At 65.5% G+C, this 17922-nt stretch carries 18 protein-coding genes; 10 read left to right on the top strand and 8 right to left on the bottom strand.

Annotated elements, in window-relative coordinates; all coding sequences use genetic code 11:
* Together BM004_RS23090 and BM004_RS23085 are read right to left on the bottom strand one after the other, a co-directional pair.
* Positions 1-588, bottom strand: a complete 588-nt coding sequence (locus tag BM004_RS23090; RefSeq protein ID WP_093217122.1) for a HutD/Ves family protein — start codon at positions 586-588, stop codon at positions 1-3.
* A gap of 3 nt (positions 589-591) precedes the next feature.
* Positions 592-1776: an NAD(P)/FAD-dependent oxidoreductase gene (locus tag BM004_RS23085; RefSeq protein ID WP_093217119.1), complete on the bottom strand. Its 1185-nt coding sequence runs from the start codon at positions 1774-1776 to the stop codon at positions 592-594.
* A gap of 186 nt (positions 1777-1962) precedes the next feature.
* Between BM004_RS23085 and hutG the strand changes: the two genes are divergently transcribed.
* The 4 genes from hutG to BM004_RS23065 all read left to right on the top strand — a co-directional run bounded on the left by hutG (position 1963) and on the right by BM004_RS23065 (position 5719).
* Positions 1963-2781, top strand: a complete 819-nt coding sequence (gene hutG, locus BM004_RS23080) for an N-formylglutamate deformylase (protein ID WP_093217117.1) — start codon at positions 1963-1965, stop codon at positions 2779-2781.
* 103 nt (positions 2782-2884) lie between these two features.
* Entirely contained in the window at positions 2885-3886 is a 1002-nt protein-coding gene (locus tag BM004_RS23075; RefSeq protein ID WP_093130119.1) for a LysR family transcriptional regulator, read from the top strand.
* A gap of 148 nt (positions 3887-4034) precedes the next feature.
* Positions 4035-4784, top strand: coding sequence for an electron transfer flavoprotein subunit beta/FixA family protein (locus tag BM004_RS23070; protein ID WP_093130120.1), 750 nt, complete (start codon positions 4035-4037; stop codon positions 4782-4784).
* A 2-nt stretch (positions 4785-4786) separates the two neighbouring features.
* Positions 4787-5719, top strand: a complete 933-nt coding sequence (locus tag BM004_RS23065; RefSeq protein ID WP_093217114.1) for an electron transfer flavoprotein subunit alpha/FixB family protein — start codon at positions 4787-4789, stop codon at positions 5717-5719.
* A 75-nt stretch (positions 5720-5794) separates the two neighbouring features.
* On the opposite strand, the gene BM004_RS23060 is transcribed toward BM004_RS23065, so the two are convergent.
* From BM004_RS23060 to BM004_RS42515, 4 genes are all read right to left on the bottom strand, one after another.
* Positions 5795-6562 (bottom strand): ABC transporter ATP-binding protein, encoded by a 768-nt coding sequence (locus BM004_RS23060; protein WP_093130122.1) that lies wholly within the window; start codon positions 6560-6562, stop codon positions 5795-5797.
* Positions 6563-6570: 8 nt separating this feature from the next.
* On the bottom strand, positions 6571-7347 hold the full coding sequence (locus BM004_RS23055) for an ABC transporter permease (protein ID WP_093217112.1): 777 nt from the start codon (positions 7345-7347) through the stop codon (positions 6571-6573).
* Between the two features lies 1 nt (position 7348).
* Positions 7349-8344, bottom strand: coding sequence for an ABC transporter substrate-binding protein (locus tag BM004_RS23050; protein ID WP_177206576.1), 996 nt, complete (start codon positions 8342-8344; stop codon positions 7349-7351).
* Positions 8345-8596: 252 nt separating this feature from the next.
* Complete coding sequence (locus BM004_RS42515; RefSeq protein WP_177206575.1) at positions 8597-9142, bottom strand: hypothetical protein; 546 nt, start codon at positions 9140-9142, stop codon at positions 8597-8599.
* On the opposite strand from BM004_RS42515, the gene BM004_RS41805 reads away from it, so the two are divergent.
* The 5 genes from BM004_RS41805 (at position 9135) to BM004_RS23020 (ending at position 14945) form a co-directional block, all read left to right on the top strand.
* Positions 9135-9959: a hypothetical protein gene (locus tag BM004_RS41805; protein WP_218152717.1), complete on the top strand. Its 825-nt coding sequence runs from the start codon at positions 9135-9137 to the stop codon at positions 9957-9959. The genes BM004_RS42515 and BM004_RS41805 overlap by 8 nt on opposite strands.
* A gap of 6 nt (positions 9960-9965) precedes the next feature.
* A complete protein-coding gene (locus BM004_RS40755; RefSeq protein ID WP_143072480.1) occupies positions 9966-10925 on the top strand; it encodes a hypothetical protein in 960 nt (319 codons plus the stop codon).
* Between the two features lie 653 nt (positions 10926-11578).
* Positions 11579-12931, top strand: coding sequence for a C4-dicarboxylate transporter DctA (locus BM004_RS23030; protein ID WP_093217102.1), 1353 nt, complete (start codon positions 11579-11581; stop codon positions 12929-12931).
* A 5-nt stretch (positions 12932-12936) separates the two neighbouring features.
* Positions 12937-13641 (top strand): GntR family transcriptional regulator, encoded by a 705-nt coding sequence (locus tag BM004_RS23025; protein ID WP_093130126.1) that lies wholly within the window; start codon positions 12937-12939, stop codon positions 13639-13641.
* A 161-nt stretch (positions 13642-13802) separates the two neighbouring features.
* On the top strand, positions 13803-14945 hold the full coding sequence (locus BM004_RS23020; RefSeq protein WP_093217099.1) for an AI-2E family transporter: 1143 nt from the start codon (positions 13803-13805) through the stop codon (positions 14943-14945).
* 28 nt (positions 14946-14973) lie between these two features.
* Here BM004_RS23020 and BM004_RS23015 read toward each other — a convergent pair whose 3' ends face one another.
* Positions 14974-15822 carry a DMT family transporter gene (locus BM004_RS23015; protein WP_256220023.1) on the bottom strand — a complete coding sequence of 283 codons (849 nt, stop codon included), beginning with the start codon at positions 15820-15822 and terminating at the stop codon, positions 14974-14976.
* Positions 15823-16035: 213 nt separating this feature from the next.
* Here BM004_RS23015 and BM004_RS23010 point away from each other — a divergent pair, with 213 nt between their 5' ends.
* On the top strand, positions 16036-16902 hold the full coding sequence (locus BM004_RS23010; RefSeq protein ID WP_093217094.1) for a LysR family transcriptional regulator: 867 nt from the start codon (positions 16036-16038) through the stop codon (positions 16900-16902).
* Positions 16903-16942: 40 nt separating this feature from the next.
* Here the strand turns inward: BM004_RS23010 and BM004_RS23005 are convergent, their stop codons facing one another.
* Positions 16943-17845 (bottom strand): LysR family transcriptional regulator, encoded by a 903-nt coding sequence (locus BM004_RS23005; protein ID WP_093217091.1) that lies wholly within the window; start codon positions 17843-17845, stop codon positions 16943-16945.
* Positions 17846-17922: the final 77 nt, after the last annotated feature.

Here is a 17922-nt window from a genome sequence, read left to right as displayed (position 1 = left end):
TCAGCGCAACAGCTGCACCTGCGCGATGCATCCGGCCTCGCCGAGCATCCGGATCTCCAGTGCTTCCGCTGGAGGTTCGCCGATCAGCCCGTGCGCCGCGTCGAGTGGCTGTTCACCGGAAGGGGTGACGACGCGAAAGCGCCCCTTCAGCACCAGCAGGCACACCTGCGCCGCACCCGTCGCCGCCAGCCGAAACCCCTGGCGATGCACGCGGACTTCAGCGCGGGCGTTCGCGCGCCGCGTCATCACATTGAAGAAGCGCGCGGGGCCGGCCTGGAGCCGGGCGTCGAACGGTGCCTCGCCCGCGAACGCATGTGCATCGCCCTGTGAGCACCACGACAGCATGGCCGCCCCGGACTGCAACGTGACGGCGCCGTCGACCAGCACGGCGACGCGGTCGATGCCCGCGAACGTCGAGAACGCGCCGTCCTTCGCGATGGACGCGACGCTCAGGCGCCAGTCCCAATCCAGGTCGGCGCGAGCCTCGCCGACCGATGAGAGGAAGACACCCGCACCGATTTCCCGCGTCCAGCCGCCGCCGTTGCGCCAAGGCGTGGCGGGCAACCGGGCAAGGTCGAAACGGGTCACGCGTCAGGACACCGCGCCGAGCCCGTACTTTCCGGTCAGCAACCCGCCGGTGCGAAAACGCTCGAGGGCGTAGGGCTCGATGTCGACCTCGGTCTTCAGCCCCAGCGCCGATTGCGCGAGCACCAGTCCCACAGCCGGCGACAGCTTGAAGCCGTGGCCCGAGAAGCCGTAGCCGACCACCAGGCCCGGCAGCTCCGGCAACCGCCCCAGCACCGGGTTCCAGTCGGGCGTGACGTCGTACACGCCCGTCCACGACGAGGCGACACCGGCGGTCTCGAAGCTCGGGAAGCGCCCGGCCACCTGTTCGCCGACCTCGACCATGTAGTCCATGCTGATGTCGCCCTGCTCGTTGTCGGGGCTGTCCAGCGTTTCGCCGACGATGCCCTCGCTCACCAGCATCTGGTTGCCGCCGTAGCTGCGGCAGTACAGCATGCCCGGCGAGCCCAGGTCCTTGTAGACCGGCATCTTGAAGGTGTAGGCCTCGGGCCCTTCGAGGGCGAGCACCGCGTGGCGCTCCGCCTTCACCGGGCTCCGGATGCCGGTCCAGCGCTCGATGTCGGTGGACCAGATGTTCTGCACGCTGACCACCGTGGGCGCGGTGAACCGGCCCTGCGAGGTCTCGACGCCGGCGACGCGGCCGTTCTCGACGACCAGGCTGTGCACCTCCACGCCTTCCATGATCTTCACGCCCAGGCGGCGAGCCGTGCGGGCGAAGCTGGTCGCCACCAGGTAGGCGTCGGCAAAGCCGGCTTCGGGTTCGTAGCCGATCAGCGCGGCATCGTCGAAGCGGGCGATCGGCAGCAGGCTCGCGGCCTGCTGCGCGTCGAGCAGGTCGACCTGGATGCCCTGCGCGCGCTGTGCGTCGAGCGCGGCGCGCAGCGGGCTCAGCTTCGGGCCTTCGGGCGCCGCGATCAGGTAGCCCGACTTCACCAGGCCCGCCGATGCCTCGTCGTCGCCCAGGTAGTTGGCGAAGTCGTTGAAGATGCGCCAGGACGTCTGTGCCAGGCGCACGTTCTCGATCACGGAATAGTGCGTGCGCAGGATGCCGCTGGACTGCGAGGTGGTGCCGGCACCGATCTGCGTGCGGTCCAGCACCAGAACGTTGGTGCAGCCAAGGCGGGCGAGATGGTAGGCGACCGAGGTGCCGATCACACCGGCGCCGATCACGATCGCGTCATAGGTTTTCATTCCACAGTCCTGACAAGATAAACGGATGAGCCGGAGCGTAAAAGCCGCTCTCCATTTCCCGCTGGGCATTGGGGGAACTGATTTTCAGCATCAGCCCCGCTTGAGTTGTCGCCCGCATCGCCGGCACAACCCACGATGTGCCACCGCCGCGCGCCCCTCCATGCCCCTCTCCCCTCCTTTCTTCCCATGACGTCGAACGCATTCCATCTCGTGCAGGGCCACGCGCCGCTGCTGGTCTCCATTCCACACCTGGGCATGGCATTGCCCGAGGAGGTGCGGCGCGACCTGACGCCCGAAGCGCTCGGCGTGCGCGACACCGACTGGCACCTCGACACGCTGTACGGGTTCGCCAGGGACATGGGCGCCTCGGTGATCGGTGCGCGCGTGTCGCGCTACGTGATCGACCTCAACCGGCCGCCGGGCGGCGAAAGCCTGTACCCGGGCCAGACCACCACCGGCCTGTGCCCGACCGAGAGCTTTCGCGGCGAGCCGCTCTACCTGCCCGGCCGCGCGCCCACCGATGCCGAGGTCCAGCGCCGCCGCGCGGTGTACTGGCAGCCCTACCACGACGCGCTGCGGGCGGAGCTGGACCGGCTTCGCGCCCTGCATGGGCAGGTGCTGCTGTGGGAAGCGCATTCCATCGCCAGCGTGCTCCCGCGGCTGTTCGACGGAAAGCTGCCCGACCTGAACGTGGGCACGAACGATGGCGCGTCCTGCGCCGCCGATGTGCTCGAGGCGGCGCTGCGGCCGGCCGCCGACCAGGGCTCGCCGTTCACGCATGTGGTGAACGGCCGCTTCAAGGGCGGCTACATCACCCGCTCGTACGGGCAGCCCGCATCGGGCGTGCATGCCATTCAGCTGGAGATGTGCCAGAGCCTGTACATGAACGAAGAGGCGCCGTTCGAGTACCGTGCCGACACCGCGGCCAAGGTGCAACCGCTGCTGGCCCGCATGCTGGCGGCGGCCGTGGCGCAGGTGCAGTCCAGCGCTCCCGCGGGCCGCTGATTCACCGGCTCGCGCGCCAGGGGGCTATGCTGTAATGAGAAAGACAGCTTCTTTCGACGACCGAATGCAAGCGTTCGATCTTTCGTCCTTGCCGGCACCCCCTATGAATTCCAACAGCAAGAAAGGTCTGCCCGACTGGGATCTGCTTGTCAGCTGGATCGCGGTGATCGAGTCGGGCAGCGTGTCCGACGCGGCACAGCTCCTGAAGATTTCGCAGGCCGCCGTGTCCCAGCGCATCAAGCAGCTGGAGACCTTCTTCGACACCGCCCTGCTGGACCGCACCACGCGCCCCGCGCAGCCCACGGCCGCGGGGCAGCGGCTGTTCGAACACGCGAAGGAACTGCTGACGCAGGCCGACCAGCTGGTGGAGAGCGTGCGCAGCGTCAGCCGCGCCAAGCGCATGACCGTGCGCATCGGATGCGTCGACTCGTTCGCGGCCACGGTCGGGCCAATGCTCATCAAGGGCCTGTCGGGTTCGTCGCACCAGATCCGGCTGTGGTCCGGCATCACGCCCACGCTCGACGCGTCCATCGAGAGCAGGCAACTGGACCTGGCAGTCACCACCAGCCTGCATGGCTCCGCGGGCATTGCGCGCACGCCGCTGTTCTCGGAAAAGTTCTACGCGGTGCTCCCGCCGGGATTCGATGCCGGCCCGCTCGGGTCGCTCGCGGAACTCGAGCGGCAACTCAAGTTCATTCGCTACAGCGCCAGGTCGGTGATCGGCCAGCAGGTCGACGACTACCTGCAGCGCAGCGGCGACATGCTCGAGCGCACCTACGAGTTCGACACCACCGACCCGCTGCTCAGCCTGGTCGCCAACGGCATGGGGTTCGCGCTGACGACGCCCTTGTGCATCTGGCAGTCGCGCCAGTTCCTGCCGGACATCCGCGTGCTGCCCATGTCCGCGTTCGTGCGGCGCGGCCGGCCTTACGTCGATGTGAGCCGCACCTTCTACCTGGCCTACCGGCAGGGCGAACTGGGCGCCTTGCCCACCGAGGTGCGGGACCTGATCCGCATTGCGGTCAAGCGCCAGCTGTCCAGGGAAATCACCGACGCGCTGCAGCTGGACGCGGACGCGCTCGTCGCCTCCGAGAGCGGCGACTGAATCGGTTCTTAAGCATTGCATCGGCGAGACTTATTCTTCGCCGGATCGCTTGCCGGTTGGCAACACTGCGCACAGGGCGCGTCGAGGCGCGCGCCGAATCGGGCATCAGCCCGCCGTCTTTCAAATCAATTCTGGAGTTCACGCGAATATGAAGATCCTTGTGCCCGTGAAGCGGGTCGTCGACTACAACGTGAAGGTGCGCGTGAAGAGCGACGGCACCGGGGTGGACATTGCCAACGTGAAGATGAGCATGAACCCCTTCGACGAGATCGCTGTCGAAGAGGCTGTGCGGCTGAAGGAAAAGGGCGTGGTCACGGAAGTGATCGCGGTTTCCTGCGGCGATGCGAAGTGCCAGGAAACGCTGCGCACGGCGATGGCCATCGGTGCCGATCGCGGCATCCTGGTCGAGACGACCGAAGAGCTGCAGCCCCTGGCGGTTGCCAAGCTGCTCAAGGCGTTGGTCGACAAGGAACAGCCCTCGCTGATCATCCTGGGCAAGCAAGCCATCGATGACGACGCGAACCAGACCGGCCAGATGCTGGCTGCTCTTGCTGATCTGCCCCAGGCCACCTTCGCCTCCAAGGTCGAAGTCGCTGGCGACAAGGTCACCGTCTCTCGCGAAGTCGACGGCGGCATGGAAACGCTGAGCCTCACGCTGCCCGCGGTCATCACGACCGACCTGCGCCTGAACGAGCCACGCTACGTGACGCTGCCCAACATCATGAAGGCCAAGAAGAAGCAGCTGGATGTCTTCAAGCCCGAAGATCTGGGCGTGGACGTCAAGCCCCGCCTGAAGACCCTCAAGGTCGCAGAGCCTCCCAAGCGCGGTGCCGGCATCAAGGTGCCTGACGTTGCAGCGCTGGTGGACAAACTGAAGAACGAAGCGAAGGTGATCTGAACATGACCGCACTTGTTATTGCCGAACACGACCATGCCAGCATCAAGCCGGCGACCCTGAACACCGTGACTGCTGCACTGGCGTGCGGTGGCGAGGTCCACGTGCTGGTCGCAGGCGCGAACGCAGCAGAAGCCGCCAAGGCCGCTGCCCAGATCGCAGGCGTGACCAAGGTCATCGCAGCCGACAGCCCGAGCCTCGCTGAAAACCTCGCCGAGAACGTCGCCGCTCAAGTCCTCGCCATCGCAGCGAACTACAGCCACATCCTGTTCCCCTCGACCGCCAACGGCAAGAACGTGGCCCCCCGCGTGGCCGCCAAGCTGGACGTGGCCCAGATCAGCGACATCACCAAGGTCGACAGCCCCGACACCTTCGAGCGCCCGATCTACGCCGGCAACGCCATCGCCACCGTGCAGAGCAGCGATGCCACCAAGGTCATCACCGTTCGCACGACCGGCTTCGACGCCGCGGCAGCCACCGGTGGCAGCGCAGCGATCGAAACGGCTGAAGGCGTCGCGGACAGCGGCAAGAGCAGCTTCGTCGGCCGCGAAGTCACGAAGAGCGAACGCCCTGAACTGACGGCCGCCAAGATCATCGTCTCCGGTGGCCGCGCACTCGGCAGCGCCGAGAAGTTCCAGGAGGTCATGGCCCCGCTGGCCGACAAGCTCAACGCAGGCCTGGGTGCCAGCCGCGCAGCCGTCGACGCGGGCTACGCCCCCAACGACTGGCAAGTGGGCCAGACGGGCAAGATCGTCGCCCCCCAGCTCTACATCGCAGCGGGCATCTCCGGCGCGATCCAGCATCTGGCCGGCATGAAGGACTCCAAGGTCATCGTCGCAATCAACAAGGACGAAGAAGCCCCGATCTTCAGCGTGGCCGACTACGGCCTCGTCGCCGACCTGTTCGTGGCCGTGCCCGAACTCACGAACACGCTCTGACTCGCGCCTTCACGCGCCCATGAAGAAAAGCACCGGGACGCAAAGTCCCGGTGCTTTTTCATTGAGGCCTGCAGTTCAGCCGCGCGATACCGCCAGGGTGCGCCCGACTTCCTCCTGCACCGTTTCCCAGATCGAACGCTTCAGTGCGATGAAGTCTTCCGACAGCTGGATCTCCGCCGTGCGCGGATGCGGCAGCTCGTTGCGGATGTCCTGCACCACGCGCCCCGGGCGCGAGCCCATGATGACCATGCGGGTCGACAGCATCAGGGCCTCGTCGATGGAGTGCGTGATGAAGACGATCGTCTTGCCGCTCTGCTCGTAGATCGACAGCAGCTGGTCCTGCAGCACCTGGCGCGTCATGGCGTCCAGCGCGGCGAAGGGTTCGTCGAACAGCATCACGTCGGGGTCGTTGGCCAGCACGCGCGCAATGGACACGCGCTGCTTCATGCCGCCGGAGAGCGCCTGCGGGTACTTGTTCTCGCTGCCCTTCAAGCCGACCATCTCGATGAAGCGGCGCGCCACGGCCGCGCGCTCGTCCTTGGGCACCTTCTTCATCTTGAGCCCGAACTCCACGTTCTGCTGCACCGTCTGCCACGGGAAGAGCGCGTACTGCTGGAACACCATGCCGCAGGCGGAAGTGACGTCGTCGATGCGCTTGCCGTTGACCGACACGGTGCCGTGCGTCGGCTTCTCGAAGCCCGCCATGAGGTTCAGCAGCGTCGACTTGCCGCAGCCCGACGCGCCCAGCAGCACAAGGAACTCGCCCTTCTTCACCTCGAGGTCGAGGCTCGACAGGACGTGGTTGTCGCCGAAGCTCTTCGACACGTCGCGAATACTGATCATGCTGTTTGTCATTTTTGCCAATCGAGAAGCCAGCGCTCCAGCGCGCGCACGAGCAGGTCGGTCGCCAGCACGGTGAAGCTGATGAGCACCATGCCCAGGACCACGGTGTCGGTCTGGAAGAACTCCTTGCCGTTCATGATCATGAAGCCCAGGCCCTCCTTGGCCGCGACCAGTTCGGCCGAGATCACGCAGGTCCACGACAGGCCCAGGATGATCTTCATGCCCGAGATGATCTGCGGCAGGCAGCCCGGCAGCAGCACCTCGCGCATGACCTGCCAGCGCTGCGCGCCCAGGTTGCGCGCGGCGCGAATCAGCAGCGGATCGATGCTGCGCGTGGCCTCCATCACGTACAGCAGCGCCGGCACGAACGAGCCCATGAAGACGATGCTGTACTTCTGCGTTTCATTGATCCCGAACCACAGCAGCGACAGCGGGATCCAGCTCATGGAAGGCAGCGGGCGCAGGAACGAGATCACCGGGTCGAAGATCGCGCGGGCGATGCGCGAGGTGCCGAGCCAGATGCCCAGCGGGATCGCGACCGCGACGGCGGCCAGGAAGCCGACCATCACGCGCCGCGTCGACGCCAGCACGTGCCACACCAGCGTGCCCTGCCCCCACATGTTGGAGGCCCTGGCAAGCACCTGCGACGGCGGTGGCAGGAAGATGGGATCGACCACGCCGGCGCGGCAGACCAGCTCCCATCCGAGCAGGAAGATCAGCAGCGACAGCACGCTCAGCCATGCCAGCGATGCCGGTGTTCTGCGGGGTTTCGAAGCTTCGGCCATGTCAGATGTAGGAAGCGTCGAGCCAGTTGCGAACCACCGGCGCCCGGTCGATCTGCTTGAGCGACACCAGCATCTCGGAGAGCTTCTGCATGCCGGTGACGAAGCCGCCCGGCGCGACCAGCAGGCCGCGCTGCTGCTCGGCGCTGTACCAGCCGGTCTGTTTGATCGTGTTGACCTGTTCGTCCAGCGTGAGGCCGGTGACCTCGAGCAGCACCTTGGCTGCTTCCTCGGGCGCGTTGGTCAGCATGGCGTTGGCCTCGAAGATGCCTTGCAGGAAGGTCTTGATCGCGGCCGGGTCTTCCTTGGCCAGCTTGGTGGTGGCCAGCAGCACGTCGGGACCCGGCGTGATGTTGTATTCCTTGTAGAGCGAGAACGAGGTGTCGTCGGCCAGCACGCGCGTGTTGGGCAGCGTCTTGATGCGGTCGAAGGCCGGCGTCCAGGCCACGGCGGCATCGATCTGGTTGCCCTGGTAGGCGGACAGCAGGTTGGGCGCGGGAAGGTTGATCAGCGAGACATCGCTGTCGGCATTCATGCCCGCCTGCTTGAGCAGGTCGAGGATCAGCACGTGCGCGCTGGAAGCGAAGGTCACGCCGATCTTCATGCCCTTCAGCTGCGCGATGCCCGCGACGTTCGGGCGCACGAGCACGCCTTCGGCCCGGCCGAAGTTGTTGGGCGTGGCAATCACCTTGAACTGCGTGGCGCCGGCGGCCATGAGCGCCAGCGAGGACACCACGCCGGTGCCTGCCAGGTCGATGCTACCCGCCATCACCGCGCCCATGCGGTCGGACGAGGTCGGAAAGCTCTGCCACTTGATCTCGAGGCCCTTCTTAGCGAATATTCCGGTCTTGATGGCGATATACGCGGAGTAATGCCCGAGCCAGGCAGACCCGCCGTACGTGAATGCGCGATTTGCCGCACGGCCAATTTGAGGAAATCCGCCAATTGCAGGAATGAGAGCTGCAGCGGTGCGAACCAGAGCGCGTCGAGTCATTGGCATGGAAGTGCAACACCTTAAGGTCAGGGTTAAATTCCACGATCTTATGGGTCGCACTTTGGAAGCCAACAGCATAAGCAAACTTGATGCTGTCTTTCAGTCCCGGGCTTCGCTCGCCCCGATGACGCTCCCCCTCGCCCCGCCGGGCGGGACTTGCGCCTTCGGTGCACCATCTTGGGAATGGATGCGGGCGAACATCCGGCAATCGGCAATGGCTTGAAATCCGAATTCCAATTCGGCCCCAAAGCAGGGCTTTCAATAAGCGCAGGCGAGTTTCAGGGTTCGCCCATGCAGGATCAATGCCTGAAAACCCTGAATTGGCAAATCGAATGCAATTGATCGCGTTCGGTGATGCTGATTGCAAATTGGATTCATCGGGCCGGTGAATTGCCGACACGCATGAGACGCCGGCACGGCGACAGCGCGGAGCGCTCTTGTCCGGCGCGTTGCAGTTTCGCCCTCGTGATCGCCGCGGTCGAACGTTTCCGGCCTGAGGCGATCGTGCTGCGGGGCGATATCCAGGCGCGCCAGCCGCTGCACCTCGAGCTGCAACCGATCATGGGGATCACCGAGGTCTGGTTCATCCATGGGAACCACGACACCGACTCGCACGCCGACTACGACAACCTGTGGGGATCGGAGCTCGCGGACCGCAACCTGCACGGACGGATCGTCGAGATCGCCGGGTACAAGGTCGCGGGCCTGGGTGGCATCTTCCGCAACAATATCTGGAATCCGCGGCGGCCGATCGAAGAGGCGGCATTCGCTTCGGCGGATGAGGGTGCCGAACGCTGTGATCATCAAGGCGCCGACCAAACCCGTGGTCGCCGATGGCCTTCCGCCCGGATTCACTCGAGGCTCGGGCGGCAAGGGCCCTATCGTTGGCGAAATCGATCCCGTCACAGGCGAACTGACGCTGATCAGACCCAGTACTGCGGTTGCCCTGCCATCCCGCTATGTGCCGATGGATGTTGGCAATTTGCCGGCAGGGTACCGTGGCGTGCTGAACGTAGGCACGGGCGAGATCATGATGATGTCGCCGGCCGGACAAGTTCTCGCGTTGCCAACGAATGTGGCAAGCACGCTGCCCAGCCCTCTTGCGCTGCCCAATCCCGAGAACACCCCGCAGCCGGTTTCGAGCCTGTTTGGGCAAACACTGATTGGGCGTGCGGTGTCGCACACTCCGGGGCTTCAGAATGGCACGCTTGGTGAGAGGGTGGCTCTTCAGACGTTGAATACACGCACGGGGCTGAACTTTGCGCCTTTGCAAAACAATAGCAATCAAGGTGCGGATGGCGTTGCCATTGATGACAACGCCAGAATCATCTATGTGGCGGAAGTCAAGTCCTCGCAGAATGGGATTGACAATGCTGCCATAGCACAAGGGAATCCAGCAGCTCTTTTACGGGGCTGGGTTGATAACTCATTAAATCCCCCTCGAGGACAGTTGCCTGGCTCTACTTGGCAGGCTCAGCCGCTTGGGAATCTAGCACTTGCTCAATCTATTCAAGATGCGCTGGCATTTAATTATCAAATCGTGGGAGTTCAGGTTCAAATGGGACTTCCCGCGCCTGGGGTGAGCGGGATTTCTCAGATTAAAATAGATCCTTGGCGGTAAAGAGAAATGAACAACCCTAAAACTCCAGCGAAAATCAACATTGATCCGCATTGGACTACACGCAAGCAAATAATTCAATGGGTGGAAAAAACAACCCCTTGGGACATGGAGCAAGCGAAAAAATACAATGCAAGAGCAGATGTAAAAAATATCCACAATTTACCTCCAAATTCTTCCTATTACCCAGTTGGAGCTCGATTGCTTGGTAAGGCTGAGGCGCTTGCGTTGAGCGTTAAATCTTGGGAGCAAGCGACCATCGACGCCTTGGGGTATTTGAAATTCGGGCATCAGTTGAATTATTTTTGGCATCGTCAATTTCAAAGAATATTTGAAAATCCACATCAACCCCTGCGAATGCTCAGTTGGGAGTCCACGACGGAATGTATGGCGTGGTATTTCATGCTTGGGCAAATCGATGAGGGGGTGTACATGGGCTACATGACCCATGCGGGCTTGAATCAAACCTTTCAACTCCAACTTTCCTATGAGGAGCAGCACCATCGCTGCCACGCTTTCATGCTGCGCCTGTTTGCCGATTGGCGCGGCGATGCAAAGCATGACTGGCCTGCATTTGCTTGTGCGCAGCCTTTGTACGAAGAGCTTCTTGCCATGTGGCGGGAATCCGATCCCGAGGCACTTAAGCCGTGGTTGTTAGCGGCATGTGATCACCATACGCAAGAAGCGAAAGGAGAAGAGTCTTTGTCCGACTGCGGCCAGTTCGCGAGAACACCTTTGGAGATTCTCTTGGTGCTTCGGTTGCGAGAGCTGATTGGACTCTCCAACCCCGTGCTTGATCATCCGCTGATGGAAGCTCCTTTTGATCGTTTTCCGGAAACGCCGCCCGTCTATGTGCCAGATGCATTGATGCTCGGAACACTGGAGCGGGTGCGCCAGGACTGGCCGCATTTTGATGAGGAGATTTCGTTGGCGTCACTTATCGAAGCATCGCGGACTGATGCCGCTTGATGGTTCTGAGCCCAATAAATCTGTGCTTCGGCATGCGTTTCGTCATTCCGCTCGACAAGAAATTTCATGAAGACCTCAGCCCTCTGGATAACCTTTGCAGCCACCGCCGCCTTGCTGTCCGGCTGCGCGATGCCTCCCACGCCATAGCAACCTGTCGGCGCGGATCGGCCCGGCGGCCTCGGCTACAGCAGTGCCAAACTGGACGAAACGCTTTTCCGGGTCTCGTTCATAGGCAATCGCCGTACAAGCGAGCGGGCCATCCACGCCTACGCGCTCTACCGCTGTGCGGAAATCGCCAAGGAGACTAAGGCACCGGCCTTTGCGATTCTCGAAGGCTCCGTAGATCGCTCTGTTATGGATGGGAATGACAAATTCGCCACGACGGACGACCGCCCGATTAATCTCGATGCATTCAATGTTGCTCGCTTGGATGGCGGCGCGGGCCCTGCTTGTTGAATTCCGCCGGTCTCTGACCCTAGGGGGGTCAATTTTCGGCGGCAATCAACACCAGTCCACGACTTAATTCCCCGTAGGCAGCAACCCGGCCCGGGAATACCCTCTGACCCCCGTCAACCCGTCTTGCCTACATTTCTTGTATGCAAGACACGGCAGGCCTTGCATGCAAACCCTCGACAAGACAGACAGGAGCTTCCATGCCTCGCTTCGCCAAATCGCTTTTCGGTCAGGTGGTCATCGCGCTGGTGCTCGGCGTGCTCGCGGGGCTCTTCGCTCCCGAGTACGCCGTCAAGCTCAAGCCGCTCGGTGACGGGTTCATCAAGCTGATCAAGATGATCATTCCGGTGCTGGTGTTCTGCGTGGTGGTGCACGGCATCGCCGGCGCGGGCGACCTCAAGCGCGTGGGCCGCGTGGGCGTGAAGTCGCTCATCTACTTCGAGGTGCTGACCACCGTCGCACTGGCCATGGGCCTGGCGCTGGCCTTCGTGTTCCAGCCCGGCGCGGGCATGAACGTGGACCCCTCCAAGCTCGACCCGGCCGCCATGAGCGCCTACGCGTCGAACGCCGACAAGCTCACCAGCGGCGGCACGGTCGACTTCCTCATGAAGCTCATTCCCACCACGGTGGTGAACGCCTTCGCCACCGGCGACGTGCTGCAGGTGCTGCTGTTCGCGGTGCTGTTCGGCTGCGCGCTCACGCTGCTGGGCGATCGCGGCAAGCCGGTGGCGGTGGTGGTCGACGCGCTCTCGCTGGTGCTGTTCAAGATCATGGGGATCATCATCAAGCTGGCGCCGCTGGGCGTGCTGGGTGCCATCGCCTTCACGGTGGGGCAGTACGGCATCGGCTCGCTCAAGCAGCTGGGCATGCTGGTGGCACTCTTCTACGGCGCGGTGGCGATCTTCGTGTTCGTGGTGCTCGGGCTGGTGATGCGCCTGTCGGGCTTCAGCCTGATCAAGCTGCTGCGCTACCTGCGCGAGGAGCTCACCATCGTGTTCGCCACCACCTCGTCGGACAGCGTGCTGCCGCAGATCATGGCCAAGCTGCGCCGCATGGGCATCCGCGACTCGACGGTGGGCCTGGTGATTCCCACGGGCTACTCGTTCAACCTGGACGCGTTCTCGATCTACATCACGCTGGCGGCCGTGTTCATCGCGCAGGCCACCAACACGCCCATCTCGATGGCCGACCTGCTGACGATCCTGGCGATCGCGCTGGTCACGTCCAAGGGCGCGCACGGCGTGCCGGGCTCGGCCATCGTGGTGCTGGCCGCCACGCTGCATGCGATTCCGGCGATTCCCGCCATCGGCCTGGTGCTGGTGCTGTCGGTGGACTGGTTCATGGGCATCGCCCGCGCGCTGGGCAACCTGATCGGCAACTGCGTGGCGACGGTGGCCATTGCGGCGTGGGAAGGCGACATCGACCGCGAGCGCGCGCATGCGGTGCTCGACGGGCGCTATTCGCCCGACGACGAACCGCTGGCCGAAGCCGAAGCCAGCGGCGCGCCCGTGGTAAACACCGGCACCGCCACCGCAGCCACCAGCGCCCGTTGAACTCCATGCCCGCCGACGTCAGCCCCACCGCCATTGCAGAACGCGTCGTCGAGGCCATCCTCGCGCAGAAGCTCGCGCCAGGCGAGCGGCTCGGCGAGCAGGCACTGGCCGAGAACTTCTCGGTGAGCCGCACCATGGTGCGCGAGGCGCTCATGCAGCTGCAGGCACGCGGCTTCGTCGAGGTGCAGTCGCGCCGCGGCTGGTATGTGGTGGAGCCGTCGGCCGAGGAGGCGCGCGACGCGTTCTCGGCGCGGCGCATCGTGGAGGCCGGCATCCTGGCCGCGAGCGAGGGCCGCCCGCTGGCCAAGGTGATCCGCAAGCTGCGCGACCACATCGCCGACGAGCAGCGCGCCATCGAAGGCGCCGACGCGGCCACGCGCGCCTTCCTGCTGGCCGACTTCCATGTGTGCCTGGCCGAGCAGATGGGCCACCAGCTGCTGGTCGACGTGCTGCGCGACCTCACGGCGCGCACCACGCTGGCGGCCACGCTGTACCAGTCGAAGCACGAGGCCGGGCAGTCGTGCGCGGAGCACGGCGCGATCGTCGCGGCGCTCGAAGCGGGCGACACCGAGCAGGCGCGCCAGCTGATGCTGGCGCACATCGGCAATGTGGAGCGCGCGCTCGAGGTCGATGCCGCCGCCGAGCCCGACGCGCCGAGCCGGCTGCGTGCCACGCTGGCACCGGTGGCGCTGCCGCGAGCCAAGCGCTGAAGCTGTGAAATAATTCCGGACTTCGCTATCTATTTCATAGCGCACTACGTAACTGCGGTGCGCGTATCGGGCGAATTCCCTGCGGGAACCTGCCGCGCCGCACAAGGGCGCACCGGCTGACACAGGCGCGGGTTCCGGCTCGGCTACAGTCCGAGACACTTATGAACTCCCCCCAACTCCAGCGCGGCGTGTTCCTCGCCCTTCTCGCCGTCGTGACCGGCGCCTTCCTCTGGGTGCTGATGCCGTTCTTCGGCGCGGTGCTCTGGGGCGTGGCGCTGGCGATCCTGTTCACGCCGCTGTACAAATGGCTGCTGCGCAAGATGCGCGGCAAGCCCAACGCGGCCGCGCTTTCCACGCTGGCCATCTGCCTGTTCATCGTGATCCTGCCGCTGGCCATGGTCGGCGTGTCGCTGGTGCAGGAGGTGGCGCTGGTCACGCAGAACATCCGCTCGGGCCAGATCAACTTCGCGGCCTACTTCCAGCAGATCCTGGACGCAGCGCCGCAATGGCTGCTGAACCTGGTGGAGCGCTTCAACCTGGGCGACATGGCGGCCTGGCAGGCGCGCATCTCGGCGGCCGCCGGGCAGGCCAGCCAGATCATCGCGAGCCAGGCGCTGGCCATCGGCCAGAACACCTTCGACTTCATCGTCAGCTTCTTCGTGATGCTGTACCTGCTGTACTTCCTGGTGCGCGACGGCGCGGACCTTTCCAAGAAAGTGCGCGACGCGCTGCCGCTGGCCAAGCCGCACACGCACTACCTGCTGAACAAGTTCACCACCGTGATCCGCGCCACCGTGAAGGGCAACGTGGCCGTGGCCATCGCGCAGGGCACGCTGGGCGGGCTGGCGTTCTGGTTCCTGGGCGTGCAGGGCGCGCTGCTGTGGGCGGTGCTCATGGCCTTCCTGTCGCTGCTGCCGGCCGTGGGCGCGGCGCTGATCTGGGGGCCGGTGGCCATCTACTTCCTGGCCACGGGGCACCTGTGGCAGGGCGGCGTGCTGATCTTCGTGGGCGTGTTCGTGATCGGCCTGGTCGACAACATCCTGCGCCCGGTGCTGGTGGGCAAGGACACGCAGATGCCCGACTACGTGGTGCTGATGTCCACCATCGGCGGCATGGCGATCTTCGGCATCAACGGCTTCGTGATCGGGCCGGTGATCGCGGCGCTGTTCATGGCGGCGTGGAGCCTGTTCGCCGATTCGGGCCACGTGGGCAACGGGCACGAGGCCATCGATCCGCCGAAAACCCCCGAAGCGGCCGACCCGTCCGTGCAGGCCGCGCGCGAAGAGAAGAAGAAGCAGGGCTGAAGCGCCGGGGCTGCCGCGCCCCGCGCTTTCAGCGGCGGCGCAGCGCCACCAGCCCGATGCCCGCGAGCACCAGCACGCTGCCCGCGACGAACGGCAGCTCGATGGGCTCGCCCAGCAGGCCGACGCCCAGCACCACCCCGAAGAGCGGCGTGAGAAACGAGAACACGCCCAGCCGCGACGCCAGGTAGCGGCGCAGCAGCCAGAACCACGTCAGGAAGCTCGCGAACGACACCACCAGGCTCTGGAACCCCAGGTGCGCCCAGACGGCGGCCGAGGGCTCGAAGTGCCATTGCCCCATGAGTGCCGCGGCCGGCAGCAGCAGGCCGAAGGCGCCCAGCAGCTGGTAGAGCAGCGTCTCGGTGGCGGGCGCCGCGGCAAGGCTGGAGCAGCGGATCGTCACCGTCGTCGCGCCCCAGGCCACGCCGGCCAGCAGCGCCAGTCCGTCGCCCAGCAGCGCGCGGCCGCTCGCGTCGGCGGAACCCGCATCGCTTCCCAGAAAAGCCACCGCGATTCCCGTGAACGCCAGCGCGATGCCGCCGATCTGCCGCGCGCCCATGCGCTCGGCCGGCAGCCGCACATGCAGCCCCAGCGCGGCGAAGATGGGTGCGGTGTAGAGAAACACGACCACGTGCGACGCGCCCGTGAGGCGCAGCGCCTCGGCCACCAGCAGGTACTCCAGCGCGAACAGCGCACCGACGGCCGCGCCGGGCTTCCAGCGCGCGGCGTGCGGACGCTCGCCGCGGTGCCACATCAGTGCCGCCAACAGCACCAGCGCGATGCCCGAGCGCAGCGCCACCATCAGCATCGGGCTGGCCTGCCCGGCAATGGCCTTCAGCGAGATCTGCTGCAGGCTCCAGGCGAGGCACAGCAGCGTCATGACGCCGATGGCGCGGCCGTCGAGCGGGCCGGGCGCGGCCGGCTGGCGCGAGAGCGGCAAGGCGCCGGCAGGGGCTGCAGGAGTCGCACGGGTCGCGGGAGCCGCCGTCACGGCGCGCAGGGAAGTCGTCGAGTTCATCGGCCCGACTGTGCCGCCCGCCGTACAAACCGAAAAGCGCATAATTTTGAACATAACCATCCGCTTTTCGAATACATGAGAGACCTGCAGATCGACTGGCTCAAGAGCTTCGTTGCGGCGGTCGATGCCGGCACGCTCTCCGGCGCGGCCACCGAGGTGCACCGCTCCCAGTCGGCGATGAGCATGCAGCTCAAGAAGCTGGAGTCGGCCGCGGGTTGCCGGCTGCTGGTGCGCGGCGCGCGGCAGCTGGAGCTCACGCACGAAGGCCAGACGCTGCTGGGCTACGCGCGCCGCGTGCTCGACCTGCATGCCGAGGCGCAGGCCGCGCTGCAGGGCGACAGCGTCTCGGGCCTGGTGCGGCTCGGCGTGCCCGACGACTACGCGAGCAAGTACCTCACGCCCGTGCTCAAGCGCTTCGCGCCGCGCCATGGCGGCGTCGAGATCCAGCTCGACTGCGAGCAGTCGACCTCGCTGATTCCGCGCGTGGCGCGCGGCGAACTCGACCTGGCGCTGGTCTCGCGCGACCATGTGCGGCGCGGCACGCTGCTGTTCCACGAGCCGATGGTATGGGTCGGCTCTGCGCAGTTCGACGTGTGGAGCCGCAACCCGCTGCCCATCGCCGTCTACGAGGAAGCCAGCCTGGGTCGGCGCAGCGCCATCCAATCATTGGCATTGCAGGGCCGCCCCTACAAGGTGGTCTACAACAGCTCCAGCCTGGCCGGGCAGATCGCGGCGGTGGAAAGCGGGCTGGCCGTGGCGGCGCTCACGCAGTGCAGCGCGCCCGCGCACCTGCAGGTGCTGGGCGCGGCGCACGACCTCGGCCCGCTCGAGCCGATGCAGGTCGCGCTGTACCGCAGCAGCGCCTCGCGCGGCTCCAAGGCGGTCGACAGCCTGCACCACATGCTGCTGCAGACCTTGCGCCACGCGGGGCGCCAGGGCTGATCGCGCGCTTCTGGCGGGACGCCAGGGCCCATCGCACGCCTCAGGCGGCCCACCACCCCTCGTCGAAACGCCCCTGCAGGAACGCGACGAAGCCCGACACCTTGCCCGGCACCAGCTTGGGCGACGGGAACACGGCGTGGATCTCCTGCTCGGGCAGCGCATGGTCGCCGAGCACTTCGCGCACCTTGCCCGCGGCCAGCGAGTCGCTGGCCACGTAGCGCGGCATCAGCGCAATGCCCAGCCCGTCGCGCGCCGCGGCCAGCACGGCCGACAGGTTGTTCGAGCGGAAGCGCCCCGACACCGGCACCGTCACCGCGTCGCCCTTGGGCGTGTGCATGCGCCAGAACTCGTCGCCCACCACGCTGCTGTAGATGAGCGCCACGTGCGCGCTCAGGTCCTGCGCGCGACGGGGCGTGCCGTGCTTCTTCAGGTACGCGGGCGAGGCCACCATGACCCACGGGTTGGCGCCGAGGTAGCGCGCGCCCAGTGACGAATCGGCCAGCTTGCCCATGCGGATGGCCACGTCCACGCCCTGCGCGATGAGGTCGACGTAGCGGTCCTCGAAGCTCAGGTCGAGCTGCACCTGCGGGTGCCGGCGCATGTACTCGAGCGTCAGCGGCACCACCACGCGCCGCCCGAACGCCACCGACGTGCCCACGCGCAACAGGCCCTGCGCCTGGTTCTGGCGCAGCTGCACGATGCTCTCGGCCTCCTCGGCCTCGCGCACGATGGTCTTGCACTTCTCGTAGTACAGCGCGCCGGGCTCGGTGAGGCTCACGCCGCGCGTGTTGCGGTTGAGCAGGCGCACCTTCAGCCGCGCCTCGGTGGCCGCGACCTGCTTGGTCACGGTGGGTTGCGTGGTGTTGAACTCGCGCGCCGCCTTCGAGAAGCTTCCGGTCTCGACCACGCGCACGAACATTTCCATTGCCAACAGTCTGTCCATGGCCCGCATCGTAGTCACTTATTCCGCCATGGAATAGGTTTTATGGTCCGCAGCCGTCTTCTTCGAACGCGCCCCGC

The sequence above is a fragment of the Variovorax sp. OK212 genome (assembly GCF_900112425.1).
GTDB lineage: Bacteria > Pseudomonadota > Gammaproteobacteria > Burkholderiales > Burkholderiaceae_C > Variovorax.
Note: the sequence above shows the minus strand (reverse complement) of the source record. Positions and strands in the feature narration are given on the sequence as shown.

Bases quoted from the DNA above. Each gene is read 5' to 3' on its own strand.
- BM004_RS23065 (WP_093217114.1), top strand. From the start codon at position 4,787: ATGACCGCACTTGTTATTGCCGAACACGACCATGCCAGCATCAAGCCG.
- BM004_RS23075 (WP_093130119.1), top strand. From the start codon at position 2,885: ATGAATTCCAACAGCAAGAAAGGTCTGCCCGACTGGGATCTGCTTGTC.
- BM004_RS23020 (WP_093217099.1), top strand. From the start codon at position 13,803: ATGAACTCCCCCCAACTCCAGCGCGGCGTGTTCCTCGCCCTTCTCGCC.
- BM004_RS23060 (WP_093130122.1), bottom strand. From the start codon at position 6,562: ATGATCAGTATTCGCGACGTGTCGAAGAGCTTCGGCGACAACCACGTC.
- BM004_RS23030 (WP_093217102.1), top strand. From the start codon at position 11,579: ATGCCTCGCTTCGCCAAATCGCTTTTCGGTCAGGTGGTCATCGCGCTG.
- BM004_RS23050 (WP_177206576.1), bottom strand. From the start codon at position 8,344: ATGCCAATGACTCGACGCGCTCTGGTTCGCACCGCTGCAGCTCTCATT.
- BM004_RS40755 (WP_143072480.1), top strand. From the start codon at position 9,966: ATGAACAACCCTAAAACTCCAGCGAAAATCAACATTGATCCGCATTGG.
- BM004_RS23055 (WP_093217112.1), bottom strand. From the start codon at position 7,347: ATGGCCGAAGCTTCGAAACCCCGCAGAACACCGGCATCGCTGGCATGG.
- BM004_RS23085 (WP_093217119.1), bottom strand. From the start codon at position 1,776: ATGAAAACCTATGACGCGATCGTGATCGGCGCCGGTGTGATCGGCACC.
- BM004_RS23025 (WP_093130126.1), top strand. From the start codon at position 12,937: ATGCCCGCCGACGTCAGCCCCACCGCCATTGCAGAACGCGTCGTCGAG.
- BM004_RS23070 (WP_093130120.1), top strand. From the start codon at position 4,035: ATGAAGATCCTTGTGCCCGTGAAGCGGGTCGTCGACTACAACGTGAAG.
- BM004_RS42515 (WP_177206575.1), bottom strand. From the start codon at position 9,142: ATGATCACAGCGTTCGGCACCCTCATCCGCCGAAGCGAATGCCGCCTC.
- BM004_RS23015 (WP_256220023.1), bottom strand. From the start codon at position 15,822: ATGACGCTGCTGTGCCTCGCCTGGAGCCTGCAGCAGATCTCGCTGAAG.
- BM004_RS23010 (WP_093217094.1), top strand. From the start codon at position 16,036: ATGAGAGACCTGCAGATCGACTGGCTCAAGAGCTTCGTTGCGGCGGTC.
- hutG (WP_093217117.1), top strand. From the start codon at position 1,963: ATGACGTCGAACGCATTCCATCTCGTGCAGGGCCACGCGCCGCTGCTG.
- BM004_RS23005 (WP_093217091.1), bottom strand. From the start codon at position 17,845: ATGGACAGACTGTTGGCAATGGAAATGTTCGTGCGCGTGGTCGAGACC.